General features: G+C 65.4%; 21 protein-coding genes. 19 read left to right on the top strand and 2 right to left on the bottom strand.

From position 1 onward, the window contains the following. Positions 1–177 precede the first annotated feature (177 nt). Positions 178–1155, top strand: coding sequence for a Bug family tripartite tricarboxylate transporter substrate binding protein (locus DES41_RS23380; protein ID WP_245965844.1), 978 nt, complete (start codon positions 178–180; stop codon positions 1153–1155). A 176-nt stretch (positions 1156–1331) separates the two neighbouring features. Here the strand turns inward: DES41_RS23380 and DES41_RS23375 are convergent, their stop codons facing one another. Then, the gene (locus DES41_RS23375; RefSeq protein ID WP_170168269.1) at positions 1332–2216 is read right to left on the bottom strand and encodes a helix-turn-helix domain-containing protein; all 885 of its coding nucleotides are present in this window, start codon (positions 2214–2216) and stop codon (positions 1332–1334) included. Positions 2217–2525: 309 nt separating this feature from the next. Here DES41_RS23375 and DES41_RS23370 point away from each other — a divergent pair, with 309 nt between their 5' ends. Further along, on the top strand, positions 2526–3743 hold the full coding sequence (locus tag DES41_RS23370) for an ABC transporter substrate-binding protein (RefSeq protein WP_114470080.1): 1218 nt from the start codon (positions 2526–2528) through the stop codon (positions 3741–3743). 42 nt (positions 3744–3785) lie between these two features. On the opposite strand, the gene DES41_RS39240 is transcribed toward DES41_RS23370, so the two are convergent. After that, complete coding sequence (locus tag DES41_RS39240) at positions 3786–4814, bottom strand: winged helix-turn-helix transcriptional regulator (protein WP_114470079.1); 1029 nt, start codon at positions 4812–4814, stop codon at positions 3786–3788. 156 nt (positions 4815–4970) lie between these two features. On the opposite strand from DES41_RS39240, the gene DES41_RS23360 reads away from it, so the two are divergent. The 17 genes from DES41_RS23360 to DES41_RS23275 all read left to right on the top strand — a co-directional run bounded on the left by DES41_RS23360 (position 4971) and on the right by DES41_RS23275 (position 25425). Then, positions 4971–6122, top strand: a complete 1152-nt coding sequence (locus DES41_RS23360) for an iron-containing alcohol dehydrogenase (protein ID WP_114470078.1) — start codon at positions 4971–4973, stop codon at positions 6120–6122. Positions 6123–6166: 44 nt separating this feature from the next. Further along, complete coding sequence (locus tag DES41_RS23355; RefSeq protein ID WP_114470077.1) at positions 6167–6556, top strand: acyl-CoA thioesterase; 390 nt, start codon at positions 6167–6169, stop codon at positions 6554–6556. 40 nt (positions 6557–6596) lie between these two features. Next, positions 6597–8180: an enoyl-CoA hydratase-related protein gene (locus DES41_RS38855; protein WP_211333058.1), complete on the top strand. Its 1584-nt coding sequence runs from the start codon at positions 6597–6599 to the stop codon at positions 8178–8180. 11 nt (positions 8181–8191) lie between these two features. Further along, entirely contained in the window at positions 8192–9067 is an 876-nt protein-coding gene (locus DES41_RS23340) for an FAD binding domain-containing protein (RefSeq protein WP_114470076.1), read from the top strand. Then, complete coding sequence (locus DES41_RS23335; protein ID WP_114470075.1) at positions 9064–9597, top strand: (2Fe-2S)-binding protein; 534 nt, start codon at positions 9064–9066, stop codon at positions 9595–9597. The genes DES41_RS23340 and DES41_RS23335 overlap by 4 nt, the downstream gene beginning before the upstream one ends. After that, on the top strand, positions 9594–10355 hold the full coding sequence (locus DES41_RS23330) for an N-acyl homoserine lactonase family protein (RefSeq protein ID WP_114470074.1): 762 nt from the start codon (positions 9594–9596) through the stop codon (positions 10353–10355). Before DES41_RS23335 ends, DES41_RS23330 begins: the two co-directional genes overlap by 4 nt. After that, positions 10303–12759: a xanthine dehydrogenase family protein molybdopterin-binding subunit gene (locus tag DES41_RS23325; protein ID WP_245965843.1), complete on the top strand. Its 2457-nt coding sequence runs from the start codon at positions 10303–10305 to the stop codon at positions 12757–12759. Before DES41_RS23330 ends, DES41_RS23325 begins: the two co-directional genes overlap by 53 nt. Further along, entirely contained in the window at positions 12756–13508 is a 753-nt protein-coding gene (locus DES41_RS23320; protein ID WP_114470072.1) for an SDR family NAD(P)-dependent oxidoreductase, read from the top strand. Before DES41_RS23325 ends, DES41_RS23320 begins: the two co-directional genes overlap by 4 nt. A gap of 50 nt (positions 13509–13558) precedes the next feature. Then, a complete protein-coding gene (locus DES41_RS23315; protein ID WP_114470071.1) occupies positions 13559–15115 on the top strand; it encodes a class I adenylate-forming enzyme family protein in 1557 nt (518 codons plus the stop codon). A gap of 43 nt (positions 15116–15158) precedes the next feature. After that, entirely contained in the window at positions 15159–16613 is a 1455-nt protein-coding gene (gene gabD / locus DES41_RS23310) for an NADP-dependent succinate-semialdehyde dehydrogenase (protein WP_114470070.1), read from the top strand. Between the two features lie 8 nt (positions 16614–16621). Continuing rightward, entirely contained in the window at positions 16622–17377 is a 756-nt protein-coding gene (locus DES41_RS23305; protein WP_114470414.1) for an ABC transporter ATP-binding protein, read from the top strand. Between the two features lie 14 nt (positions 17378–17391). After that, positions 17392–18102: an ABC transporter ATP-binding protein gene (locus DES41_RS23300; RefSeq protein ID WP_245965842.1), complete on the top strand. Its 711-nt coding sequence runs from the start codon at positions 17392–17394 to the stop codon at positions 18100–18102. Positions 18103–18142: 40 nt separating this feature from the next. Further along, positions 18143–19063, top strand: a complete 921-nt coding sequence (locus tag DES41_RS23295) for a branched-chain amino acid ABC transporter permease (RefSeq protein WP_114470068.1) — start codon at positions 18143–18145, stop codon at positions 19061–19063. A 37-nt stretch (positions 19064–19100) separates the two neighbouring features. Continuing rightward, positions 19101–20072: a branched-chain amino acid ABC transporter permease gene (locus tag DES41_RS23290; protein ID WP_114470067.1), complete on the top strand. Its 972-nt coding sequence runs from the start codon at positions 19101–19103 to the stop codon at positions 20070–20072. Positions 20073–20151: 79 nt separating this feature from the next. Next, positions 20152–20505 carry a hypothetical protein gene (locus DES41_RS23285; protein WP_147282940.1) on the top strand — a complete coding sequence of 118 codons (354 nt, stop codon included), beginning with the start codon at positions 20152–20154 and terminating at the stop codon, positions 20503–20505. Between the two features lie 461 nt (positions 20506–20966). After that, positions 20967–24407: a two-partner secretion domain-containing protein gene (locus DES41_RS23280; protein ID WP_170168268.1), complete on the top strand. Its 3441-nt coding sequence runs from the start codon at positions 20967–20969 to the stop codon at positions 24405–24407. A gap of 46 nt (positions 24408–24453) precedes the next feature. Further along, positions 24454–25425: a substrate-binding domain-containing protein gene (locus tag DES41_RS23275; protein WP_114470064.1), complete on the top strand. Its 972-nt coding sequence runs from the start codon at positions 24454–24456 to the stop codon at positions 25423–25425. Positions 25426–25447: the final 22 nt, after the last annotated feature.

Genomic DNA, 25447 nt, shown 5'->3' with positions numbered 1-25447 from the left:
TAGCGGCTGGTGGCTGTTGCCTGTTCAGCTGGTGGAACGACGGCGCTCTGCGCAACGCCCTTGGCCGAACTTTCCGAAGTTTGTTCAGCCGGCTGAACCGGCTGGGCCAGGATTTCCCGATTGAAGGCAGACCGGACCACTGGTTTACTGCAGCGCTTGTCAGATTGTGGAGTGCGCATGCACAAGAAGATGTTCCTGAATTCGCTGGCCTGTGCCGCGCTGCTGGCCCTGGCCGGCCAGCCAGCGTTCACGCTCGCGCAGACCTACCCAACGAAGCCCGTGAAGATCGTGGTGCCACAGACGCCGGGCGGCGCGTCGGACGCTCTGGCGCGCATCATGGGCCAGAAGCTGTCGGAAAAATGGGGCCAACCGGTAGTGGTGGAAAACCGCGCGGGTGCTGGCGGCAACGTCGGCATGGAGGTAGTGCTGGCCGCGCCGGCCGACGGCTACACGCTGCTGATGACCTACGTCGGCACGCAGGCCATCAACGGAGCGCTGTACAAGAACCTGCCGTTCGATCCCGGGCACGACTTCGTGCCCGTGGCCACGTTGGCCACGGTGCCCTTCGTGATCGTGGCCAAGGCTGGCACGTCGTTCAAGACGGCCGGGGCGCTGGCGGATGCCGCGCGCGGCCGGCGCGTCACGTATGGATCGGCCGGCAACGGCTCGGTCAATCACCTCCTCGGCGAGATGTTCGCGCGCGCGGCCAAGGTCGAGCTCGTGCACGTGCCCTATCGAGGCGCCGCGCCGGCGCTGCAGGACCTGCTGGGCGGCCAGATCGACGTGGTGTTCACGAGCCTGCCTTCGGTGGCCGGCCAGATCAAGACCGCGGCACTTCAGCCGATTGCGGTCACAAGTGCGCGGCGCGCACCGGCGTTCGCCAGCATTCCGACCGTGGCCGAGAGCGGGCTTCCCGGCTTCGATGTGAATCCCTGGTTCGGCCTCATGGGACACCGGAACATGCCGCGCGTACTGGTGGACCGCATCAACGCCGATGTGAACGCGGTGCTCGCGCAGCCCGAGATGGCCGAGCGCTTCGCGGCTCAGGGCGCCGAACCGTACCCGACCTCGGCAGCCGAGTTTGCGGCCATCCTCGCCGCAGACATCGACAAGTGGGGTGCCGTGGTGCGGGCCTCGGGAGCCAAAGTCGACTGACGCTGCCTAAAGAACGGGCAATGCGGTCCGGGGCCGCGTGGATGCTCGCGATGTTCAACCGGGTCAGCACCTGTCCCCAGAGATGTCCACAGGTGCGGGGGACAAGCTGGAACATTGAGAACCGCTCGAACGCCTGGGACATCGGATTGGAGCCATGAGGTGGAACGAGCTCCACATCATGCTGCTCGGCGCCACCGCGCGGGCGTGGCCCCGGTTCGCTTGCGGAACACATCCGTGAAGTGAGCCTGGCTCGAGAAGCCGCAGTCGGCGGCGATTTCCACGACTGACCGGTCGGGGTTCCTGCGCAGGGCCTTGCTGGCCGCCTCGATTCTTCGATCCAACACATAGGCGTGAACGGGGAGGCCGTAAGTCGCTTTGAACACGCGGGTGAAGTGGTAGGCGCTCATCGATGCGGTCTGGGCGAGCGTAGAGATCCGAAGGTCGCCCGCGAGGTTCTCCGAGATCGCAGACTCGAGTCTCGCGCGATCCCGGCTTCCAAACTTGCTCGCCACGTTCTTGGCGCCGCTCTTGCCCGCCGAGTACTTGTGCGACAGGTAGCCGAGCAGGGCGAGGGTCAGGCCTTCGGAATACATCGCTCCGAGCGGCAGACCGTCTGCGGCTTGTTCCCACAGACTGCCGATGAGGTGCGAAAGGCTGGGGTCGATGAGCTCCAAGCAAGTGGAGAGCTCGAACGTCGGCAGATCGTCCTGGAGCAAAGGGTTGACGAGTACAGATGGCAGCTGGATGAGGATCACCTCTCCTACCTTGCCGGCGCACCTTGCATGGTCCACACGGAAGCCAGCCGCCCCCATGGCCATAAGGCCCGGCGCACTTCGAAACTCCTGCGTCCGCCCGGCTGTCGTGAGCCAGCGCTTGCCGGTTCCGCTGCGGATCAGACCGATCGCTGCATGCGGCAAAACGCCGCCGGCAACCTCCTGCTCGACCGGAAGCCGTTCCAAGCTCATCGGCAAGCCACCCCAGCCGACATGCCGAGCCAATGGCGTCGATGCTTGGCACCCGTGGGCCGCTGCGGTCCGCCTCACCGATGGACTGTGATTCATGTTCGTCTCCTCAATTGGCCCCTGCGAACAGGTGCTGAGCCTTCTTCCCCCAAGATCCTTGCCGCATTCTCGATAGAGATCCACCTGATCTCGATAGATCGAAGACGCGACGTTCTCTACCGTCGCGAGGTGTTTAGGCATCGAGCGCGACGGCGAACGGCACACGCAAAACGACGAGAGCGCGATGGGAAGCGGGGCGTCCCGGGAAAACACCAATGATCACTTGCATTGATGGACTATGCAAGTCACTTGCATTAATGGATCATCTCGGCGCTTTCCACACTCGTCTCTGAAAGTTGAGGTTTCCCCATGAAGATTTCCTGTCCGCTGCGCGCCAGCTTTGCGCTGGCCTTGACCGTCTTTTCCGTTTCCATCTGGGCACAGCCCAAGATCTCGGACAACGTCGTGCGTATCGGCGTGCTCACCGACATGTCGGGCCAGTTCTCCCATGAGTCCGGCAAGGGATCGGTTGCCGCAGTGCAGATGGCCGTGGAAGACTTCGGCGGCAAGGTGCTCGGCGTTCCGGTGGAGGTCATCTCCGCCGACCACCTGAACAAGCCCGACGTCGCCCTCGCAAAGACTCGCGAGTGGTACGACACACAAAAGGTGGACATGATCACTAACCTGATCAACTCTGCGATCGCGCTGGGCGTGGTCAACGTCGCAAAGGAGAGAAATCGGATCGCGATCGTGAACGGGTCGGGCACTTCGCGCTTGACCAACGATTCGTGCACGCCCAACAGCGTCCACTACGCGTACGACACCTTTGCTCTGGCGAATGGCACGGCGCGCGCGCTCCTCGAAAAGGGGGACGACACCTGGTTTTTCCTGACGGCCGACTATGCCTTCGGCCAGGCACTGGAGTCGGATACGACGGCCATCCTGAAGGCGCGGAACGGTCGTGTCGTCGGCAACGTGAAGTATCCCGTGGAGACCAGCGATCACTCTTCGTTCCTGCTGCGCGCGCAGGACTCGAAGGCGAAGGTCGTGGCGATCGCCGGCTCGGGTTCATCGTTCGTGAACGCGGTCAAGTCGGCGCACGAGTTCGGCATCGGCGGAAAGCAGACCGTCGCCGGCTTGCTGGTTTGGCTGACCGATGTCCACTCCTTGGGGCTGGAGACGGCTCAGGGAATGCTGCTCACTGACGCCTTCTACTGGGACCGCGACGAGAAGACTCGCGCGTGGTCCAAGCGCTTCTTCGAGCGCATGAAGCGGATGCCGCACATGGGGGATGCGGGCGACTACTCCTCGACCATGCACTACCTCAATGCGGTGCAGGCGGCTGGAACCGATGAGGCTGGTGCTGTCATGGCAAAGATGAAGTCGATGCCGATCAACGACTTCTTCGCGACGAATGGACGCATCCGCGAGGACGGGCGCATGGTCCACGACATGTACGTCTACGAGGTGAAAAAGCCGTCGGAGTCCAAGTACGCGTGGGACTACTACAAGCTGCGGGCGACTATTCCGGCGGACATCGCTTTCCGGCCCCTGTCGGAGAGCGCATGTCCGTTGGTCAAGAAGTGAGCGCAGGCCGTGCCATCGAGAACGCCATCGGCGGCTTGTGCGTTATGGGGTGGAAGCCGGGTCGCGGTAGTTCATCCGGTATCGCATCTCGGCGGCATTGACGGCCTCTAGGCACTGGTCACACGCCACAGTTGGGTCGAAATCACTCCCGCACGCCGTATGGGTCAGGACAAGTGGCGGCTTTCCCTCGGAAAGCCAGGCATCGCCCCAGTGCAGCATCGCCATCATCGGCCCGAACAGGTCGCGCCCCTTGTCGGTGAAACGGTACTCAAAGCGCTCGGGGCCATCCTGGTACTTCACGCGCTGGAAAACGCCTTCCGCAACCAGCCTGTTCAGCCGGTCTGCAAGTATGTTTGGAGCGATGCCGAGTCTGCTCTGAAGGTCGTCGAAGCGACGAACGCGGAAGAAGGCTTCGCGGATGATCACGAAGCTCCACCTGTCCCCGATGACCTGCAGCGCGCGCGCAACCGAGCTAGGGCGACGTCGCTCCAGTGCGGTCGGGTCGGTGGAGCGCCGACTCGTACGAGTCTGTGGCACGGGACCGGTGCCCGCGCCGGGACCATCCCGGTAGGTTACCTCTCGCGCAACGATCTCTTTCCTGCAGGCAGAGCAGACGACGATCGCCGTACAAGGTTGTTCGCAAAGTTTGTGGATGAGCTGCAGTGGTTTGGGCTTGCGTCCAGCGAGCCATCGGTCGCCGAAGGTCATGAGCGCAAGCATCACGGGATACAGGTCCATGCCCATGCGCGTGAGTTGGTACTCGTAACGCTCCGGGCGCTCCGAGTAGGCGACCTGGCGCAGCAGTCCCAGTGCCGTGAGCTTTCGAAGGCGGTCGGACAGTGTCGTGCGCGGCAACCCGAGCATGTCCTTGAAGCGCTCGAAGCGGCGCACGCCGAAGTAGCACTCACGCAGGATCATGAAGCTCCATCCATCGCCGATGACATCGATGGTCCGGCCAACCGAGCAATTGCGCTCGCGTGCGCCACTGTCGGCAGCCACCGTGTGTGCTTCAGATGCGAAGTTCTTGGACGCAGGCCGCGGACGGGTGCTCTGCTCGGTCTTGAGGGCCATGGATTCAGTGAAGGAGGTAAGCGGGTGCCGGCTTGCGCTCGCCGAGTGTGCCGCAGTCTAAGTGCCGCAGTGTTTTCCCGTAGCTCTCGATTTTCCTCTTGCACCGCGACCAAGTCAGTCCAATAATGCAAGTCATGTTTTTCTGAGCCTACAAAGATGCAGGACTTCGACTTCAATACCACCCGTTCGCTGAGCGTGATGAAGGGGGGCGCTCGGCGCCTTGGAGAGCGCGTTCGCGCGTTGGGCTTCAGAAGCGTGTTGATCGTGACCGACCCCGGACTGCTCGCTGGAGGCTTGCTCGATGGTGCAATCGCGAGCCTGAAGGCTTGCGACGTCGCCTACCACATCTACGCTGACGTGGTGGCCGATCCGCCAGAGACGGTCATCCTGGACGCATGCGCAGCTGCCTCTTCCTGTAAGGCCGATTGCGTCATCGGTTTCGGTGGAGGCAGTTCGTTGGACGTCGCGAAGCTCGCGGCTCTGCTGGTCTGCGGCAAGGAGGCCTTACATCAGGTCTACGGCGTGAACCAGGCCAAAGGACCACGCCTTCCGCTGATCCTCGTTCCAACCACCGCTGGTACTGGTTCGGAGGTCACGCCGATCTCCATCGTCACGACCGGTCCCGGAGAAAAGAAAGGTGTCGTCTCACCGTTGCTGCTGCCCGATGTTGCGTTGCTCGATGCAGAACTCACCTTCGGGCTCCCGCCCCACGTGACCGCAGCAACCGGAATCGACGCGATGGTCCATGCCATCGAGGCCTACACGAGTCGCCATTTGAAGAACCCGATGTCCGACTGCCTGGCGCGCGACGCTCTGCGGCTGCTCGCCGGAAGTATCCACATGGCCTGCTGCGACGGGACCAACGAGAAGGCGCGCGAAGACATGCTGCTGGGCGCTTGCCTGGCTGGCATCGCATTTGCAAATGCACCGGTAGCAGCAGTGCATGCCCTTGCGTATCCAGTCGGGGCGCGCTTCCATGTGCCACACGGCCTATCCAACGCGCTGGTTCTCGGACCGGTAGTTCGGTTCAACCTCGAGGCCGCACAGACCCAGTATGCACAGCTGTGCGAGGTCATCCTCCCCGAGATCACGGGGACCGAGAAGCAGAAGGCTGGCGCGCTGTCGACCTATCTGAGCGAGCTCACAAGCGAGCTCAAGCTGCCCACACGGCTGCGCGATCTGGGGATCCGTTCGGGCGACATCCCTCAGCTCGCGAGCGACGCGATGAAGCAGACCCGCTTGTTGGTCAACAACCCGCGCGATGTCACCGAAGCCGACGCGGCAGCGCTCTACGAGGAGGCGCTGTGAGTCCGAGGGTCCAAGCAACGACCCGCGATGCGTACCGCCTGTTCATGCGGCAGGACACGCGCTGGGGTGACAACGATTCCTATGGCCACGTGAACAACGTCGTGTACTACGCGTTCTTCGACACGGCCGTGAACCGCTACCTGATCGAGCGCGGGGTCCTCGACATCGCGAAGAGCTCAGTCATCGGCCTTGTGATCGAGACCCGATGCACGTACTTCTCGTCCATCGGCTTCCCCGACACGATCGATGTAGGGCTGAAGGTCGTCCACCTTGGAAGCAGCAGCGTGCGCTACGAGATCGCGCTGTTCCGCAACGATGAAGCCATCTCGTCGGCCGTGGGTGAGTTCGTGCACGTGTACGTCGAGCGCGCGAGCAATCGCTCGACGCCGATCCCGGTCGATGTACGCGGCGTGTTGCAGTCACTCATGGCCTGAGATCGACTGCCCCGAAAAGAAGCAATAGGAGACCGAGAAGATGGAGATGTTGGGCGAAGCCCGCCTGGGCGCATCGCGAGAACTGGTCTGGGAGGCATTGAACGATCCGGAGGTACTGCGCGCCAGCATCCCCGGCTGCGAGACGCTGGAGAAGGCCGAAGATGGGTCGTTGACTGCGACCGTGGTATCCAAGGTGGGGCCGATCAAGGCTAGGTTCGCCGGGAAGGTCACGCTCTCGAACATCGTGCCGCCCCGCAGCTACACGTTGACCGGCGAAGGCTCCGGTGGCGCAGCCGGATTTGCGAAGGCGGACATCGGCGTCAACCTCGACGCACTTGATGCGAACCTTACCTTGCTACGCTACTCGGTGAAAGCGAACGTGGGCGGCAAACTCGCGCAGCTGGGTTCCCGAATGGTCGATGCTGCAGCGCGCAAGTCAGCAGACGACTTCTTCGAACTCTTCGGCAAGCAGGTCACTTCACGTGCAGCCGATGGGAGCTCGGCGGCGAGCCCGGCAGGCCTGGACTTGGCCGCGTTGGGTGGCGTGGACCAGCAGGAGACAGCCGATGCTGCCGCCACCGCTTATGCTCCGACGTCCGCTGCGGCACCGGCACCTGTGGCGGCGACACCAGTTGTTGCCGCACAGACCGACGCATCTGTGCAGACATCGGACGCTGGCCGAGAGGCGGTTCCGCCCGCAGTGGTTGCAGCCTCTCCGGCTAAGCCGGCTTCCGTGTCTGCGGCATCGACCGCTGCGGCGATGGACGTCCTGACGGCCGAGCTGATCAAGGTGTGGATCTCCGACCAGATCGCGGTGGTCACCCTCAACCGGCCGGGAAGCCGCAACGCGATGACCTACGCGATGTGGCAGGCCATTCCTATCATCTTCGGCGCGCTGGCGCGCAACCCGGAGGTGCGCGCAATCATTCTCACGGGCGCTGGAGAGGACTTCTGTGCGGGCGCGGACATCGCGGAGTTCGAGGCGGTCCGTGGCAATGCCGCGCAGGCCACTGAGTACGAGGTCGCGGTCGATGGCTGTTGCGACGCGATCGCGAATGTGTCGAAGCCGACGATCGCGGTGCTCAAGGGCTATTGCCTGGGCGGTGGCGCGCACCTGGCGATGTCTTGCGACTTCCGGTACGCATCGACGAATGCTGTCTTCGGCATTCCGGCCGCGCGCCTGTCCATCATCTACGGCGTGAAGGGTACTCGCAAGCTCCTGAACCTGGTCGGCTTGCCGGAGGCTAAGAAGATCCTGTTCGGCGCACAGCGGTTCACCGCTGATCGCGCACTGCAGATCGGCTTCGTCGACCACGTCGCCACGGGCGGATCGGTGTCTGCGCGAAGCTGGCTCGACCGGCTGATCGGCGGCGGCAGGAAGGGTGAGGCCGACGTCGGCGACCCAATGGCAGACGCACGGGTGTTCGCACAGTCGCTGGCGGGCAACGCTCCGTTGACCATTTGCGGCGCGAAGGCGTTGCTGAACGGCATGGCGATGGGAACCGGCGCGCTCGACCTGGTGCACGCCGAGGCCCTGATCACGGCTGCGGCCGCGAGCGACGACTACCGCGAAGGCCGGGCGGCCTTCGGCGAAAAACGCGCCCCGCAGTTCAAGGGCCGCTGAGCGAGGAAAACGTGAAGCCGGCACCGTTCGACTACTGCTGTCCCGACTCGGTCGAGGAAGCCCTGGGCATCCTCACCGAGCGCGGCTCCGACGCCAAGGTCATGGCCGGGGGCCAGAGCCTGACGCCGATGCTGAACTTCCGGGTCGTACGCCCGGAGATCATCGTGGACATCAGCCGGCTCATCGAGCTGGACTACGTCTGCGACCGTGGCGACGGCGGCCTCACGGTGGGCGCGCTCACGCGTCACCGCGTGATGGAGACCTCGCCCCAGGTGGCCAGGGTGTTCCCGGTCATCCCCGAGACCATGAAGTACGTGGCTCACCTGGCCATCCGCAACCGCGGCACGATCGGTGGCAGCCTGTCCCACGCGGACCCTGCTGCCGAGTTGCCAATGCTGAGCCGCCTGCTCGACGCGACGATCGTCGCGCAGTCGGTGCGTGGAGAGCGTGTCATCGCCTCCGAAGACTTCTTTCTGGCGCCGCTGACGAGCTGCCTGGAGGACGACGAACTGGTCGTTCGCGTCGAGTTGCCCGGAATGGCGCACAACGGTTGGGCGTTCGAGGAGTTCTCGCGGCGCGCGGGCGACTTCGCCCTGGCGGCGGTCGGCGTCATGTTCGACGTGCGGGAGCGCGAGATCGTCGATGTGCGCATCGCCATGATGGGCGTGGGCGACACCCCGTTGCGGCGGCACGAGGCGGAAGCATCGCTCCTCGGCCGCAGCTTGGACGAGAAGACGATGGGCGTTGCCATCGATGCCGCCTGCGATTCGCTGGAGCCGCGCCAGGACCTGCAGGCCTCGCCCGCGTTCCGGCGCCACCTCGCGCGGGCCGTCATGGAGCGCGTCATGCGCAAGGCGTGGAAGCGCGCCACAGGAGAGACCGCATGAGCGAACGCGTCATTCCGCTGCATCCGGTCTGGATGCTGGTGAACGGCCAGGTCGAGGAGCACCGGGTCGAGCCGCGGCTGCTGCTGTCGGACTTCCTGCGGCACACGCTGGGCCTGACCGGAACCCATGTGGGCTGCGAGCACGGCATCTGCGGCGCGTGCACGGTGATGGTCGACGGAGACAGCGTCCGCTCGTGCCTGATGCTTGCGGTGCGCGCCCATGGCGCGGAGATCACCACCGTGGAGGGCATGGGCACGGTCGACCAGCTCAGCCCCATCCAGGAGGCCTTTCGGGAGTGCCATGGGCTGCAATGCGGCTTCTGCACGCCAGGGATGCTGGCCACCTGCCACGACGCACTCCTGAAGTACCCCCTGGAGTCCGATGAGGAGATCCGGGATGTCCTCTCGGGGAACCTGTGCCGTTGCACGGGCTACCAGGGAATCGTTGAAGCACTCCGCGTGTGCGCAACGGCCAACAACGCACTGCGCGAGGCCGCGGGCACCGACGGCGAAGAGAAGGAAAAGCGATGAAGATGCATCTTCTGTGTGGCGGGCGTCTTCGGATGCGCAAGAGCGTCTACCTCCCGGACGCGGAACGCACCGAAACGATCGAACTGCCGGTGTCGAGCGTGTTGTTGCGCCATGCCCAGGGAAACGTGCTGTTCGATACGGGCTGCCATCCCAGCACCGTGACCGATGCCGAAAGCCGCTGGGGCCCGATGGCCAAGGCCATGGTGCCCATCGGCGGGCCGAACGACAACGTGCTGTCCGAACTCGCCGCCCTGGGGATGCAGGCGCAGGACATCGACGTGGTCGTGGCCTCGCACTTCCATTCCGACCACTGCGGCTGCAACGAGTTCTTCAAGCGTGCCACCCTGGTGTGCCACCAGAAGGAGCTCGAGGCGGCGCAGGGCCCGGATGCAGTCCAGAAGGGCTATATCCCGGCCGACTGGCAGCATCCGATGCCGACCCGACTGATCGAAGCGCAGCACGATCTCTTCGGCGACGGCCGCATCGTCCTCGTGCCCTTGCCCGGTCACACGGCTGGAGCGATCGGGGCGCTGGTGTCGCTGGACCGCGACGGCCAGTTCCTGCTGGCCTCCGACGCTGTGGCCCTCCGGGCGAACCTGGAACGCGAGATCATCCCGAGGAATACCTGGGACGCAAACCAGGCATCGGCCTCCCTGCAAGAGATCCAGCGCATCGAGCGCTCAGGCGCCACGGTGGTCTTCGGCCATGATGACCAGCAGTGGAGTGAGATGCGCAAGGGGGCCGACGCGTATGCGTGAGCCAGGCGTCGACGCCTCCCGAGATCTGGACGAGCTCGACACCGGCAAGCTTGTCGGCAAGCCGGTGCGGCGCGTCGAGGACGCCCGCCTGCTGTCAGGCAACGGCCGGTACGTGGACGACAGGCCGTCGGCGCACGCCTTGCACATGGCTGTTTTCCGCAGCGACCAGGCCCATGCGCGCATCGATGCCATCCGCATGGACGCAGCGCGCGCCGTGCCGGGCGTGCGCGGCGTCTTCGTCTGGCAGGACATCGCCGGCCTGATCAAGCCGGCGGTCGCTACCTCCCGCATGAGTGGCTACCAGCCGACCGCCATCCACGCGCTGGCCAATGGTGTGGTGCACTTCGTCGGCGAACCGGTCGTGGCGGTGCTGGCCGACAGCCGCTACATCGCCGAAGACGCTCTGGAACTGATCGAGGTCGACTACACGCCGCTTCCGGTCGCGACCGATCCCGAGGAGGCCGCACACCCTGACGCTCCGCTCCTGCATGCCTCGCTCAAGAGCAACGTCCTGGTCGAGCGCGCCTTCGTGCGCGGCGAGGTCGACGAAGCGTTCAAGGGCGCGCCGCATGTCATCGGCGCACGCTTTCGCTTCCACCGCAAGACCTCACTGGCGATGGAGAACCGTTGCTACATGGCGGAGGTCGAACGCGGTCGAGACGCGCTGACCTTGTACACGTCGAGCCAGGTGCCCGGGATCATCCGCGACGGCCTGGCCAACCTGATGGGCATGCCGGGCAACCGCTTGACCGTCATTGCACCCGACGTCGGCGGCGGCTTCGGCGGCAAGACCTCCATGTACCAGGAGGAGATGCTGGTCTGCGTGCTGGCCCGCAAGATCGGCAAGGCGGTGAAGTGGACCGGAGACCGGCTCGAGGACCTGCTGTCCACCAGCCAGGCCTTCGACGAGCGCGTCAGCGCTTCGCTGGCCCTTGGTGACGACGGGCAGATCCTGGGGCTGCGGGCCGAAGTGGTCGGCGACGTGGGCGCGTACTCGATCTATCCCTGGACTGCAGGGATCGAGCCTGTCCAGGTCATCAGCTTCCTGCCAGGCCCCTACAAGGTGCCGTGCTACCACGGACACGTCAGGGGCGTGACGACGCCGAAGTCGCCGACCGGGCCCTACCGCGGCGTGGGACGCCCCACCTCGACCTTCGTCATGGAGCGGCTGCTGGACATGGCGGCCCTCGAGCTCGGCATCGACCCGGGAGAGATCCGTCGCCGCAACTTGGTCCGTCCGGACGAGTTCCCCTACAAGACCGCTGTCGGCATCGTCTGGGACCGCTCGGCCTTCATCGAAGGGCTGGATGCCGCGATGGAGCGCTTCGACTATGCCGCCGCACGCCGCGCGCAGGCGCGGGCACGCGCCGAGGGACGCTGGATCGGCATCGGCTTCGCTTGCTACGCAGAGCTGTCCGGTATCGGCTCGCGGATCTCGGCCTCGCCCGGCATGCCGATCAACACCGGCACCGACACCTGCGTGATCCAGCTCGACTCCACAGGCGCGCTCACGGCCTCGTTTGGCTGCGCCTCGCACGGCCAGGGCCACGAGACCACCCTGGGCCAGGTGCTCGCCGATGAACTCGGTGCACGCATCGAGGACCTGCGCGTCGTCACGGGCAGCAGCGCGGCTGTGCCTCACGGCACCGGCAGCTATGCCAGCCGCACGGCAGTGATCAGCAGCGGTGCCGGCATCCTGGCCGCGCGGGAGCTGCGTGCGCGGATGCTGCGCGTGGCCGCACACCTGTTGAACACCTCGCCGGAAGACCTGGACATCGTCCAGGGGGTGATCCGTGCACGGTCGACCGATGCAAGCCTGACGTTTCCCGAACTTGCCAACGCCCTGTACTCGCAGATGGGCCGCGTGCCCGCCGAAGTCCGCGAGGAACTATGCGTCACGCGCGTCTACGACCCAGTGGTGGGAACGACCAGCTCCGCCACCCACATGGTCCAGGTCGAGGTCGACCCCAAGACCTATGGCGTGCACATCCAGCGCTACGTGATCGCCGAGGACTGCGGCCGCATCATCAACCCGCTGATCGTGACGGGCCAGACCCGAGGCGCCCTGGCACAAGGGGTTGGCGCGGCGCTGCTGGAGGAGGTGGTCTACGACGCGGACGGCCAGCTGCTCACCGCCAGCCTCGTGGACTACCTGGTCCCTTCGGCCCCGGAGGTGCCGGACCTGGAGCTCGTTCATCTTCCCGCCGTCTCCCCCAACACCCTCGGTGGCTTCCGTGGCATGGGGGAGGGCGGAACCATTGGCGCGCCGGCGGCGATCGCCAACGCCATCTCCGACGCCCTCGCACCGCTGGGCGTGGGCATCACCGAACTTCCCGCGACACCGGAGCGCCTGTTCCGGCTGATCCACGCGGACCGACTTCAATCAACAAGGGAAGAAGCATGAAACTGGGACTCGAAGGAAAAGTTGCACTGATCACCGGCGGCGCGCGCGATGTCGGCCGCGAGATCGCCGTCGGCCTGGCCAACGAGGGCGCCGCGGTCGTTGTGAACTACAACGGATCAAAGGCTGCCGCGGAGGGAGTGGTCGCCGAGATCCGCGAGCGAGGCGGCAAGGCGCTCGCCATCGGTTGCGACATCTCCGACATGGAGGCCGTCCAGGCCATGGTGGCACGGACGGTGGCCGAGTTCGGCCGCCTGAACATCCTGGTCAACAACGCCGGACTGGTCATCCGCAAGCGCTTCGCCGACACCACGCCGCAGGAGTGGAAGCGCCAGATCGATGTGTGCCTGTACGGCACGCTGAACTGTACCCACGCGGCGTTGCCGCACCTCGAAGAGAGCAAGGGCGAGGGCCGCATCATCACCATCGTCGGCGACTCCTCGCGGATCGGCGAGTCCGGGTTGGCATTGGGCGCGGCTGCGCGCGCGGCCAACGTGGCGCTGATGAAGTCCATCGCACGCGAAACCCGCGCCGGTCTCACGGCCAACACGCTGGCCCTGGGCCTCATCGAGACCGCCCACGATCCGGAGTTCATCGCCGCCAACCGCGACAAGCTCACGAAGCTCTACCCGCTGCGCCGTCTCGGCCAGCCGAGGGATGTGGCGCCCATGGCGGTGTTGCTGGCCTCGGCGGAAGGCGGCTGGATCACCGGCCAGGTCGTCAGCATCAGCGGCGGCTTCAGCATGGTTTGAGCCCTTGGCCTGGCGCGCCACGCGCCGTCAGGACTGGCACTGGAGACAAGATGATTCGTACCGACTTGATCGCCCCGATCGGCGTGCTGGTTCACCGGCACGCCAAGGACCGCCCCGCCAAGGTCGCATTCGAAGACGCCCGTGGCGCTTCGGTCACCTACGGAGAGCTCGCTGCCAAGACGGCAGGCGCCGCCGGCCACTTGCAGGACCGGGGGCTCGACCCCGGCGACACCGTCGCCATCATGCTGCCCAACTCGGTGGACTGGGTGCTGTCGTGCGTCGCCATCGCCCGCGCTGGGTGCATCGGCGTTCCCATCAGCCACGAGGCCACCGAGGCCGAGGTTCGTTACCGTCTGGAGGACGCCCGCTGCAAAGCCATCGTGGTCGCGCCGCAGCACCTGCCGTTGATCGAGCAGTTGAGGCCAGAGCTACCGCACCTTCGGCTCATCATCCTCTCCGGCAGCGACGATCCGACGGATCAGCTTTCGCTGGCGCTGCTGGTGCAGAGCGCCGCGCGCTCCGAGCCGCGCGACCCCACGGACCTGCACGCGACCGCGTTCATCGTCTACACCTCGGGTACGACCGGACGACCGAAGGGCGTGATGCTCTCGCAGCACAGCATGCTGTGGGTCGTGGCCGCGTGCTGGGCGCCGATTGCCGGGTTGAGTGCCGACGATGTCCTACTGGCCCCGCTGCCGCTGTACCACTCCTACGCCCTGAACCTCTGCGTCCTCGGCGTGCTGGCGACCGGCGCCACGGAGTTCCTGCTCGAAAAGTTCTCGACCCAGGACGTGCTCGGCAAGCTTCGCAGCGGCCGGTACACGCTGATGCCAGGTGTGCCGACGGTATTCCACTACCTGCTCGAGGGCGGCCGTGCTGCCGGTGCGACTGCCGTACCCGGCGTGCGCTACTTCATCTCGGCGGGGGCTATCCTGCCTGCGGCTCTCAACCGCGACTTCGAAGCGGCGTTCGGCCGACCGCTGCTCGACGGCTACGGCATCACCGAGACGTCGACCATGGTGACCATGAACGCCCCCCAGGTTCCCCGCACGATGGGCTCCTGCGGCGTGCCGCTACCGGGCGTGGCGGTGCGCATCGTCGACGGCTCGGGCCAGGACGTTCCCGTTGGCGAGGAAGGTCAGCTGATCGTGCGCGGGCCCAACGTCATGCAGGGCTACCTGAACAAGCCGCAGGAGACCGCCGCAGCGCTCGCGGGCGGCTGGTACCAGACTGGTGACCTGGCGCGCAGCGATGACAACGGCTACCTGACCATCACCGGGCGGCTGAAGGAGCTGATCATCCGCGGCGGCCAGAACATCGCGCCGGCCGAGGTCGAGGAGGCGGTGCTGTCGCACCCGGCCGTGCTCGACTGCGCGGCAATCGGTGTCGCGCACCCGTTCCTTGGCGAGGTACCGGTCGTCTGCGTCGTGGCCCGCGAGGGGCACGCGATCGACGGCGAGGCCATTCGAGCGCACTGCGCTCAGCTGATCTCTCCCTACAAGGTTCCCCAGTCGGTGAACCTTGTGAGTTCCATTCCGCGCACTGGCTCCGGAAAGATCCTGCGCTTCAAGCTGCGCGAGGCGATCGGCTCCGTGGGAGCTGCCTGAGTCGCGCCGCAAGCTCCACCCAGCCGTACCACACAAGAAAACCATGACAGCCCTTCAATTGAAAGACCCGTCGCTGTGGCGGCACCAGGCCTGCATCGACGGCGCCTGGATCGACGCAGACGATGGCGCAACCATTGTCGTCACCAATCCCTCCGACGGCTCCGGACTGGGCACGGTGCCGCGGATGGGTGCCACAGAGACCTCGCGCGCGATCGCCGCGGCCCACGCGGCCGGCGGCGACTGGCGCCGCCGCACGGGCAAGGAGCGCGCGGCCATCCTGCGCCGCTGGTATGAGCTCATGCTGCAGAACCAGGAGGACCTTGCTGCGCTGATGACCGCGGAGCAGGGCAAGCCGCTGGCCGAAAGCCGCGGCGAGATCGGCTACGCCGCATCATTCATCGAATGGTTCGCCGAGGAGGCCAAGCGCGTCTATGGCGACACCATCCCGGGCCACGCCCCGGACAAGCGCATTGTGGTGATCAAGCAGCCGATCGGTGTCTGCGCGGCCATCACGCCGTGGAACTTTCCCGCCGCCATGATCACGCGCAAGGCCGGCCCGGCACTGGCCGCAGGCTGCACCATGGTGCTGAAGCCAGCGAGCCAGACGCCGTTCTCTGCGCTGGCGCTTTGCCTCCTGGCCGAGCGCGCCGGTGTGCCCAAGGGCGTGTTGTCGTGCGTGACCGGCTCGGCCGCCGCCATCGGCGGCGAACTCACGTCGAACCCGCTGGTGCGAAAGCTCAGCTTCACGGGCTCGACGGAGGTGGGCAAGGTCCTGTTGGAGCAGTGCGCCGGCACCGTGAAGAAAACCTCGATGGAACTGGGCGGGAACGCGCCGTTCATCGTGTTCGACGACGCCGACCTGGACGCTGCGGTCAAGGGTGCGCTGGTCTCCAAGTTCCGCAATGCCGGCCAGACATGCGTCTGCACCAACCGGTTCCTGGTCCAGGACGGCGTGTACGACGCGTTCGCGCGCAAGCTGGCAAAGGCCGCCGCGGAGATGCAGGTCGGCGACGGAGCCGCGTCGGGAACGGTCATCGGGCCGCTGATCGATGCCGGTGCGCTCGAGAAGGTCGAGGAGCATGTAGCCGATGCTAGGCGCCGCGGCGCGCGCGTGCTGGTCGGCGGGGAGCGCCTGGGCGGAAACTTCTACGCGCCGACCGTCCTGGCCGACGCGAAGCCCGAGATGCGCATCTTCAAGGAGGAGACCTTCGGCCCCGTGGCGCCGCTGTTCCGCTTCCACACGGAGGCCGAAGCGGTCGCGCTGGCCAACGACACGAACTTCGGCCTGGCCGCGTACTTCTACGGCCGCGACATCGCGCGTGTCTGGCGCGTGGCCGAGGGGCTCGAGTTCGGCATGGTCGGCATCAACGAAGGCCTGATCTCCACCGAGGTCGCGCCCTTCGGCGGCGTGAAGGAAAGCGGCCTGGGCCGCGAGGGCTCGAAGTACGGCATCGACGACTACCTGGAGCTCAAGTACCTCTGCATGGGGGGTATGTGATGGATGCGATGGCAAAGGACGTCCTGCTGGAAACTTCCGGCCTGCGTAAGGAGTTCAAGGGCTTCGTCGCCGTCGACGGCGTCTGCCTCAAGGTCCGCCGCGGCGACATCCATGCGCTGATCGGGCCGAACGGTGCGGGCAAGACCACGATGTTCAACCTGCTGACCAAGTTTCTGCCCCCTTCGGCCGGCAAGGTGGTCTTCAAGGGGCAGGACATCACGCACGCCGACCCCGCGACGACCGCGCGCATGGGCATCGTGCGCTCGTTCCAGATCTCGGCGGTGTTTCCGCACATGACCGTGCTGCAGAACGTGCGGATCGCTTTGCAGCGCGAGCTGAACAACACGTTCCACTTCTGGCGGCCGCGCCGCTCGCTGGATGTGCTCAACGACCGTGCGATGGCTCTGCTGTCGGACGTCGGCCTGTCTGGCTTTGCTCACGAGCAGACGGGCTCGCTTTCCTATGGCCGCAAGCGCGCGCTGGAGATCGCGACGACGCTCGCGCTCGATCCCGAGCTGATGCTCCTGGACGAGCCGACCCAAGGGATGGGCCACGAGGATGTCGGCATGGTCATCGAGCTGATCCAGCGCGTCTCAGCGAACCGGACCATCCTCATGGTAGAGCACAACATGAACGTGGTGTCCCGGATCGCAGACCGGATCACTGTGCTGCAGCGCGGCGCCATCCTGGCCGAGGGCTGCTACCGCGATGTCTCGAAGGACCCACGCGTCGTCGAGGCCTACATGGGGACTGCGGTCCACTGAGCGAGGAGATGACGATGGAAAAACGCTCCCCCATGCTGCGGGTGCGCGGACTGAACGCCTGGTATGGCGAGTCGCACATCCTCCACGGGATCGATCTCGAGGTCGCCGAAGGAGAGGTGGTCACGCTGCTTGGCCGCAACGGCGCGGGCCGCACCACGACTTTGCGGGCCATCCTGGGCATGACCGACCGGCGCGTCGGCGAGGTGCAGATCCGCGGCCAGGATGTGATGGGCCTGCCCGAGCACCGGATTGCCCACCTCGGCGTCGGCTACTGCCCGGAAGAGCGGGGCATCTTCGCCGGCCTGAGCACCGAGGAGAACCTGAAGCTCCTGCCAGTGGTGGGCGAGAACGGCATGTCGATCGAGGAGATCTACGAAATGTTCCCGAACCTGAAGCTGCGCGCCAAGAGCCCCGGCACGCGGCTGTCTGGTGGCGAGCAGCAGATGCTGGCCATGGCGCGGATCCTGCGCACCGGCGCCAAACTGCTGCTGCTCGACGAGATCACCGAAGGCCTAGCCCCGGTGATCGTCCAGAAGCTCGGCGAGGTGATCCTGCAGTTGCGCAGCAAGGGCTACACGATCGTGCTGGTCGAGCAGAACTTCCGCTTCGCGGCGCCGCTGGCGAACCGTCACTACGTGATCGAGCGGGGGCGGGTGATCGAGACGATCCACGGCGACGAACTCGCCGGCAAGCAGGAACTTCTTGACGAACTGCTGGCCGTCTGAGACCCCAAGAACCGACATCTGAGACACAGAGGAACGCACGATGGATGCACTGCTCACAATGAGCCCGCAGGCGCTGATCGCGCAGCTGCTGATCGGGCTGATCAACGGCTCGTTCTACGCCGTATTGAGCCTGGGACTGGCGATCATTTTCGGATTGCTCAACGTCATCAACTTCGCCCATGGCGCGCTGTACATGCTGGGCGCCTTCGTCGCCTGGGTCGGGATGACGCAGCTCGGGCCATGGCTGGGCCAGCCCGACCTGGTCGTCAACTACTGGCTGGCGCTTGGGCTCGCACCCCTGGTTGTCGCCGTCTTCGGGATGGCGATCGAGCGGACCATGCTGAGGCGGCTCTACCGCCTGGACCACCTGTACGGGTTGCTGTTCACCTTTGGGCTGGCGCTCGTGCTGGAAGGGCTGTTCACGCATTGGTACGGTGCCGCTGGGCAGTCCTACGCGGTGCCCGCGGCGCTGTCCGGGCCAGTGCGGCTGGAGCAGCTCCAGATCGTGTTGCCAAAGTACCGCCTGTGGGTGGTACTGGCCTCGGCCGCGGTCTGCTTCGTGACATGGTGGGCCATCGAGAAGACGAAGCTCGGCGCGTACATGCGCGCCGGCACCGAGAACCCCAAGCTGCTCAAGGCCTTCGGCGTCAACGTGCCGCTGCTGATCACGCTGACCTACGGCTACGGCGTGTTCCTGGCCGGCTTCGCCGGCGTGCTGGCGGCCCCGGTGTTCCAGGTGAGCCCGCTGATGGGGTCGAACCTCATCATCATCGTGTTCGCGGTGGTCGTCATCGGCGGCATGGGCTCGATCGGCGGGGCAATCCTGACCGGCCTGGCGCTCGGTCTGGTCGAGGGCCTGAGCAAGGTCATCTATCCGCAGGCTTCCGCCATCACCATCTTCGTCATCATGGCCATCGTGCTGATGGTCAAACCGGCGGGCCTGTTCGGCAAGACAGCCTGAGAGAAGCAGCATGAAGAATCCATCCCTGGCCGCGGCAATGCCGCTCAACGCCCCAAGAAGCGCAGCGCCTGCGGCGGCCCGCAACGCCAACGTCTGGTGGCTGCTCCTGTTGCTGCTTGCACTGGCGGTCCCGTTCCAGAGCGTGGTGTACCCGGTCTTCGTCATGAAGATCCTGTGCTACGCCTTGTTCGCCTGTGCATTCAACCTGCTGCTCGGCTATGCCGGCCTGCTGTCCTTCGGCCACGCGGCCTTCTTCGGCGGCGCTTCGTACGCCACGGCCTACCTGTGCACGAGCCTGGGAGTCGGGCCGCTGGCCGGCCTGGCCGCCGGTGCCCTGGTCGGCGTGCTCCTCGGCACCGCCGTGGGCGCGATTGCGATCCGGCGCACCGGGATCTATTTCGCGATGGTGACGCTGGCCCTGGCGCAGCTGATCTACTTCCTCGCGCTGCAGGCGCCGTTCACAGGCGGCGAGGACGGCATCCAGAACATCCCACGTGGCGAGTTGCTGGGGCTTGTCGACCTGAGCAACGACACGGCCATGTACTACTTGGTGCTCGCTGTCTTTTGTGCCGGCTTTGCGCTTGTCCACCGGGTGGTGCACTCGCCGTTCGGCGAGGTGCTGACCGCCATCCGGGAGAACGAGGCCAGGGCCACATCGCTGGGCTACCGCGTGAACCACTACAAGCTGTTGGCGTTCGTCCTCTCTTCGGGCTTGGCAGGTCTGGCCGGCTCGACGAAGGCCCTGGTCTTCCAGGTGGCGACCCTCTCGGACGTGCGCTGGCATGCCTCGGGTGAGGTGGTGCTGATGGCGCTGCTGGGCGGCGTCGGCACCTTGTTGGGCCCGATGGTTGGGGCCGGTGTGGTCGTGACACTGCAGAAGTATCTGTCTGGCGCGGGCTCGTGGAGCACCGTGATCATCGGCCTGGTGTTCATGGCCTGCGTGCTGGCATTCCGCCGCGGGATTGTGGGCGAGATTCAGGCATGGCTGGACCAGCGCGGTCGGCGCTGACGCGAGGCCTTGCACGTGGAACCACCCTGGACTTCGCACGCTTGAAAGCGTTGCAAGGCATGCCCGTGGGACCCCGCAGATGAGCAGCCATCCGCGTGCCGTCTATGTCGCACCAATGATCGATCGGACGACCCTGCCGGGCTACGGATCCATCGATCGGGTGCGCCCGGGCGATCTGAAATCCCTGATCAGGGCGGTTCGCCAGACAGGGTTGGAGACGGAGGAGGTCGAAGCGCTTCGCGTCGCGGCAATGGCCGATGCGCGGAGCGACCGACCGGACAACGGGTTTTGCATGACCCGTTGGTTCTCAGGCATGCGCGTGAAATGCGCGCATGGCCTGTGTGACGTCACAACCCAGACGCTGGTTTGGATAATCAACCCGATGTTGCATCGGTACATATCGAATTTATCGATCAATATCAGGTATGCGTAAGAACTGATATGCAAACGCGCCGATCCTGGTCGGCGAGATATGCCATCGAATAGATTTTCTCCGAGGTAAAACATCCTTGGACTACGCCAGGGGACATCCTCTGGGAGTAGCCATCTCGTCGCCTGCATTCGCACTTGCGCAGCAAGTGGGGGTGCAGCGCGGTCGTCAATTTCCCTGAGAGTGCCTGGCTCGCGACAATGAATCCGCGCGCTCATTAATTTTGCCTTCCACAAGGCGAATGAAGAAAATACGAACATCGTTATATCTCGGTAGACATAGCGATATAGACTCTGGCGTTCACTGCCTGTGGCAACCAACAAAGAAAAGGAGAATCCATGAAGAGACATCAGCGGCCTCGTCACCAATGGTGGATGCGGCGCGACCAAGGGAGCACAGGCAGGGGGAGGGCTGGCGCAAATGGTCCGTTGTTGGCGGCTGCGGTGTTGGCCAGCCCCCTGGCCATGGCCGCACCGGCCGGCGGCGTCGTCGTTGGCGGCGACGCTGCGATCGCGCAGAGCGGCAGCGTCACCAACGTCCAGCAGAGCTCCCAGCGGGCGGCGATCAACTGGCAGAACTTCTCCGTCGGTGCCAACGAGACGGTGAACTTCCTGCAGCCCAACGCGTCGGCGGTGGTCCTGAACCGTGTCGTCGGCAACGAGCGCAGCGTCATCGACGGCGCCATGAACGCCAACGGCCAGGTGTTCCTCGTGAACTCCGCCGGCATCCTGTTCGGCAAAGGCAGTTCGGTGAACGTGGGCGGTCTGGTCGCCAGCACGCGGCCCATCAGCGACACGGACTTCCTGGCAGGCCGCAACGTGTTCGGCGGCGGCGGCACCGCCAGCGTGGTCAACCAGGGGCGCCTCACCGCGGCCGACGGCGGGTACATCGCGCTGCTCGGTGCGAGCGTGTCGAACCAGGGCGTGGTCACGGCCACCAAGGGCACGGTGGCCCTGGCGGCGGGCGACCAGATCACGCTGAACTTCAGCGGCAACTCGCTGCTGGGCGTCAGCATCGACCAGGGAACGCTGGACGCGCTGGTGGAGAACCAGCAGGCCATCTACGCGGATGGCGGCACGGTGCTGCTCACGGCCAAGGCGGCCAGCGCGCTGCTGCGCTCCACCGTGAACGTGGGCGGCGTCGTGCAGGCGCAGACCATCGACGACCTGCTCGGCCGCGTGGAGGTCCGTGCACACGGCGGCACGACGTCCGTCACCGGCACGATCGATGCGCGGGCCATCGGTGCAGGCAACGGCGGCTTCATCGAGACCTCCGGCGACACCGTCAAGGTGGCGAACAGCGCGCAGATCCTGACGCGTGCCGCGCAGGGCAAGAACGGCAAGTGGCTGGTCGATCCCAACGACTACACCATCGCAGCCAGCGGCGGCGACATCACGGGCGCATTCCTCAGCAACTACCTGGACACCCAGGGCGACTACGAGGTGCAGTCGGTCGCTGGCGCCAAGAGCGGCCATGGCGACATCCACGTCAACGACGCGATCACCTGGGGAAGCGACAACAAGCTCACGCTCACGGCCCAGCGCGACATCAACATCAACAACGCCATCACCATCAACGGTGTGGGCGGGCAGCTGGCCCTGAACTTCGGTGGCGACTACCGCATCCGCACGCCCGCCAGCTATGCCGGCGCCGTGCTCGATGCCGACGGCAAGCCCGTGGCGAACACCGACACCAGCGGCGGCGTCTACGGCAGCGTGACCTTCAGCAACGATGCCAACCTGCGCGGCCTGACCATCAACGGCGACGTCTACACGCTGATCCACAGCATGGCCCAGCTCGATGCGCTGGACAACACGGATGCCGTGACCCTCGCGGGCAACTACGACACCGTCAACGGCAACTACGCGATCGCCAAGAACCTCGATGCCGCTGGCGTCACCTACGCCACTGCGCCGGTGTACTTGTTTGGCAACGGCACGGTGACCGGCCTCGGTCACACCATCAGCAACTTCACCATTGCTCCGGCGTTCGACTATGCCGGGCTGTTCGGCCAGGTGCTCGGCGTCGCCGTTTTCCGTGACATCGGCTTCCTGGACGTGGCCATCACCAGAGCAGTTACCGGCGTCGGCGCTTTGGTTGGTGGCGCACGAACGTACGGTGCCGAGATTCGCATCTACAACGCGTACGTCACTGGTGAGGTTCAGGGGAACTGGGGCGTGGGCGGTCTCGCAGGTAGTGGTGTAAACACGGTCGAGTACGCGTTCTCCGCCGCGAACGTGTCCGGCTTCTCTGGCGTGGGAGGGCTGGTGGGTGGCCTGGGCAGCTACTTCAACTCCAACCTCGAACCCTTTGGTAGCGGCTACGTTTCCTCCAAGCTCGCGCATGCGCACGCTACCGGAGTGGTTACGGCGTCGTACAGCGGAGCTGGCGGGCTTGCAGGTGGATTGACGGACACGACGGTCGACCTCGTCTACGCCAGCGGCAACGTAGGAGGCGCTGCAAACCTGGGTGGCCTGGCGGGAGAGCTGAGGCTGTCGGGCGGCCTTGTCGATGCCACGATCACGAATTCCTTCGCGACCGGGAACGTCACGGGCGAGAACAACGTTGGAGGCTTGCTGGGGCTCATGTCCGCAAGCATCAACAACGAGGCATTGGCAGGCCGAAAAGTCGGCGTTGACAACGTTCACGCGACTGGCAACGTGACGGCGACGCAGGGTGGGTTCGCGGGGGGGCTGATCGCTCAGATCGATGTGGGCAGCTGGAACATCTCGCGTTTCAGCAACCCACCAGAGTTTTTCGTCGCCAATGCCACTGCCAGCGGCGATGTGACCATCCTCGGGCAGTACACGGGCTCCTCGAATGGCACGAGCGCCAGTTCTGCTGGCGGGCTTGTCGGCGCGGTCCGCGGAACGCGCTACGGTGCTAACTTCTCCAACGTTTGCTGTGGCTACGGCGGGACCATCAGCAACAGCTCCGCGTCAGGGACTGTCGACGTGACCGGCAGCACCAACAGCGTTTTCGCCGGAGGCTTGGTCGGGACTGCTGCGAATACCGCCATCATCGGCTCATCGTCCTCCAGCGACGTCATCGCATCCACAGCGGTGACCGTCGGCAACGGTGCGTCCGCCGGCGCGTTTGGCGGTCTCGTCGGGTTTGGAACAAGCTCTTCGGTCGACAGCTCGTACGCAACCGGCAGCCTGACGGGTAATCCGGAGCGCTTGGGCGGTATTGTCGGCAGTGGGTGGGTGGTGATCGGCAGCAACAACTACTACAACACGGCCACTGCCGCAAACGGCTATGGCGATCAGAGTAACAAGGCGACAACTGGTGCGACCGACAACAGCCAGGGGCTGACCGGCGATCAGATGCAGGACATCCGGTACTACGCCAACGGCACCATCGGGCAGGTGCTGGCACAACGCGCGGCCGAAGCCGCCGCCGAGGAGGCCAGGCGCGCGGCCGAAGCTGCGGCGGAAGAAGCCCGCCGTGCGGCGGAGGCCGCAGCCGCGGCGGCGGAAGCGGCCCGTGTGGCGGCCGAAGCGGCTGCTGCGGAGGCACAGCGCGCAGCAGAGGCTGCAGCGGCCGAAGCGCAGCGCCTGGCAGAAGCAGCAGCGGCTGAGGCACAGCGCCTGGCAGAAGCGGCAGCTGCCGAAGCGCGTCGTGTGGCCGAGGCGGCCGCCCAGGAAGCCCGGCGCATCGAACATGCCGCCTACGTGCAGTCCGGCGTGCAGACGGCGAGCGCAGCCGTCGCGCAAGGCCTGGAAGCCAACGCGCGGCCTGCCGTGACGACCCCGCAGGGCTTACGCACACCCGCGGCCACCCTCGACCAGAACATCGTTGTCACCGAGACCAAGCGCTTCTCCGCCAACGTGCGCGAGATCGAAGTGGACGGCCAGAAGTTCTACCTCGAAGACGACGAACCCAACACTGGGATGCCCCAGTGACCGCGGCTGCGGCCGCATTTCAACAACGAAAACTGTAGGAGAGAGCATGAAAGCGCGTTTCATCCGTGGCGTGGGGGCATTGGGCATTGCGGCGGCAGCCATGTCGTCGCACGCGGCCTGCACGACCATCGGATCGACCGGCACAGTGGGTTTCAACCTGGCTGTCGCATCGAACTTCTACCTGTCGGCGCAGTCGATCGCCGCAGGCTTCCTGGCCATCGGCCCCAAGGCCTACGACATCTACATTTGCGAAGGTTCGTCAGCCGCGCTGTACAGCGCGATCGTGCCGAGTAACACGCCGCAGTACGCGATGTTCATGTCCGCCGACGCGCAGCGGCCGGCAGACATTGCCAGCATGTATTCGAGTCTGACCGCTTCGGCGCCATTCCGCTACGCGAACGGCACTCCGGTGTTCCTGCTGTCGCCCAACGCTTACGCGGCGACTTCGGGCAGCTACCCCGCCGTCAACTACCTCGTCACCGGGCTTTCTTCCTCTTCGAGCCCTCCATTCGCCGAAGCGGCTCGCTCGAGCACCGGTCTGCCAGTCATCAGCAACAATGTTGCCCTGAGCACGACTCCACCCACCCGGGTATCCACGCTGGCCGTCGCCGAGCCATCGCTGGCGCCTTACGGAGTGCAAGCACAAGTGATCCTGAACCTCATGGGTCAATGGGTCACCCCGACCTCGCGCGGGACCAATGTCACCACCGCTTGCTCGTCGGCCATCTGCGCCTACGACAACATCAACCTCACACTGAACGCGATCAACAACAACGCGGTGACGGCTGGCTTTGTGTCCTACGGCCAGGTCTGCCCGGCGCTGACGGGAACGACCTATGCGGCCGGCCGCTACGTTCTGTTCCCGAAGTACCCCACGAGCCAGGACGCCATCATGCTCAAGACGACAGATGCCACGGCCCAGACCAAGGCATCTGACTTCGCGACCTACATGTTGGGCGGCGCCGGCGCGACCAACTGGAACACCTGGCTGACCAACAACTGCTACCAGGCGATCTAAGCCTCGCCACCGTCTCGGTCGT

Origin of the sequence: Pseudorhodoferax soli (genome assembly GCF_003337555.1) — a bacterium.
Classification (GTDB): domain Bacteria; phylum Pseudomonadota; class Gammaproteobacteria; order Burkholderiales; family Burkholderiaceae_C; genus Pseudorhodoferax; species Pseudorhodoferax soli.
Note: the sequence above shows the minus strand (reverse complement) of the source record. Positions and strands in the feature narration are given on the sequence as shown.

Coding starts and splice junctions, on each gene's coding strand:
- DES41_RS23380 (WP_245965844.1), top strand. CDS start 178: ATGCACAAGAAGATGTTCCTGAATTCGCTGGCCTGTGCCGCGCTGCTG.
- DES41_RS23315 (WP_114470071.1), top strand. CDS start 13,559: ATGATTCGTACCGACTTGATCGCCCCGATCGGCGTGCTGGTTCACCGG.
- DES41_RS23285 (WP_147282940.1), top strand. CDS start 20,152: ATGAGCAGCCATCCGCGTGCCGTCTATGTCGCACCAATGATCGATCGG.
- DES41_RS23325 (WP_245965843.1), top strand. CDS start 10,303: ATGATGACCAGCAGTGGAGTGAGATGCGCAAGGGGGCCGACGCGTATG.
- DES41_RS23375 (WP_170168269.1), bottom strand. CDS start 2,216: ATGAATCACAGTCCATCGGTGAGGCGGACCGCAGCGGCCCACGGGTGC.
- DES41_RS38855 (WP_211333058.1), top strand. CDS start 6,597: ATGGAGATGTTGGGCGAAGCCCGCCTGGGCGCATCGCGAGAACTGGTC.
- DES41_RS23300 (WP_245965842.1), top strand. CDS start 17,392: ATGGAAAAACGCTCCCCCATGCTGCGGGTGCGCGGACTGAACGCCTGG.
- DES41_RS23360 (WP_114470078.1), top strand. CDS start 4,971: ATGCAGGACTTCGACTTCAATACCACCCGTTCGCTGAGCGTGATGAAG.
- DES41_RS23355 (WP_114470077.1), top strand. CDS start 6,167: ATGCGGCAGGACACGCGCTGGGGTGACAACGATTCCTATGGCCACGTG.
- DES41_RS23335 (WP_114470075.1), top strand. CDS start 9,064: ATGAGCGAACGCGTCATTCCGCTGCATCCGGTCTGGATGCTGGTGAAC.
- DES41_RS23295 (WP_114470068.1), top strand. CDS start 18,143: ATGGATGCACTGCTCACAATGAGCCCGCAGGCGCTGATCGCGCAGCTG.
- DES41_RS23370 (WP_114470080.1), top strand. CDS start 2,526: ATGAAGATTTCCTGTCCGCTGCGCGCCAGCTTTGCGCTGGCCTTGACC.
- DES41_RS23275 (WP_114470064.1), top strand. CDS start 24,454: ATGAAAGCGCGTTTCATCCGTGGCGTGGGGGCATTGGGCATTGCGGCG.
- gabD (WP_114470070.1), top strand. CDS start 15,159: ATGACAGCCCTTCAATTGAAAGACCCGTCGCTGTGGCGGCACCAGGCC.
- DES41_RS23305 (WP_114470414.1), top strand. CDS start 16,622: ATGGCAAAGGACGTCCTGCTGGAAACTTCCGGCCTGCGTAAGGAGTTC.
- DES41_RS39240 (WP_114470079.1), bottom strand. CDS start 4,814: ATGGCCCTCAAGACCGAGCAGAGCACCCGTCCGCGGCCTGCGTCCAAG.
- DES41_RS23320 (WP_114470072.1), top strand. CDS start 12,756: ATGAAACTGGGACTCGAAGGAAAAGTTGCACTGATCACCGGCGGCGCG.
- DES41_RS23330 (WP_114470074.1), top strand. CDS start 9,594: ATGAAGATGCATCTTCTGTGTGGCGGGCGTCTTCGGATGCGCAAGAGC.
- DES41_RS23280 (WP_170168268.1), top strand. CDS start 20,967: ATGGCCGCACCGGCCGGCGGCGTCGTCGTTGGCGGCGACGCTGCGATC.
- DES41_RS23290 (WP_114470067.1), top strand. CDS start 19,101: ATGCCGCTCAACGCCCCAAGAAGCGCAGCGCCTGCGGCGGCCCGCAAC.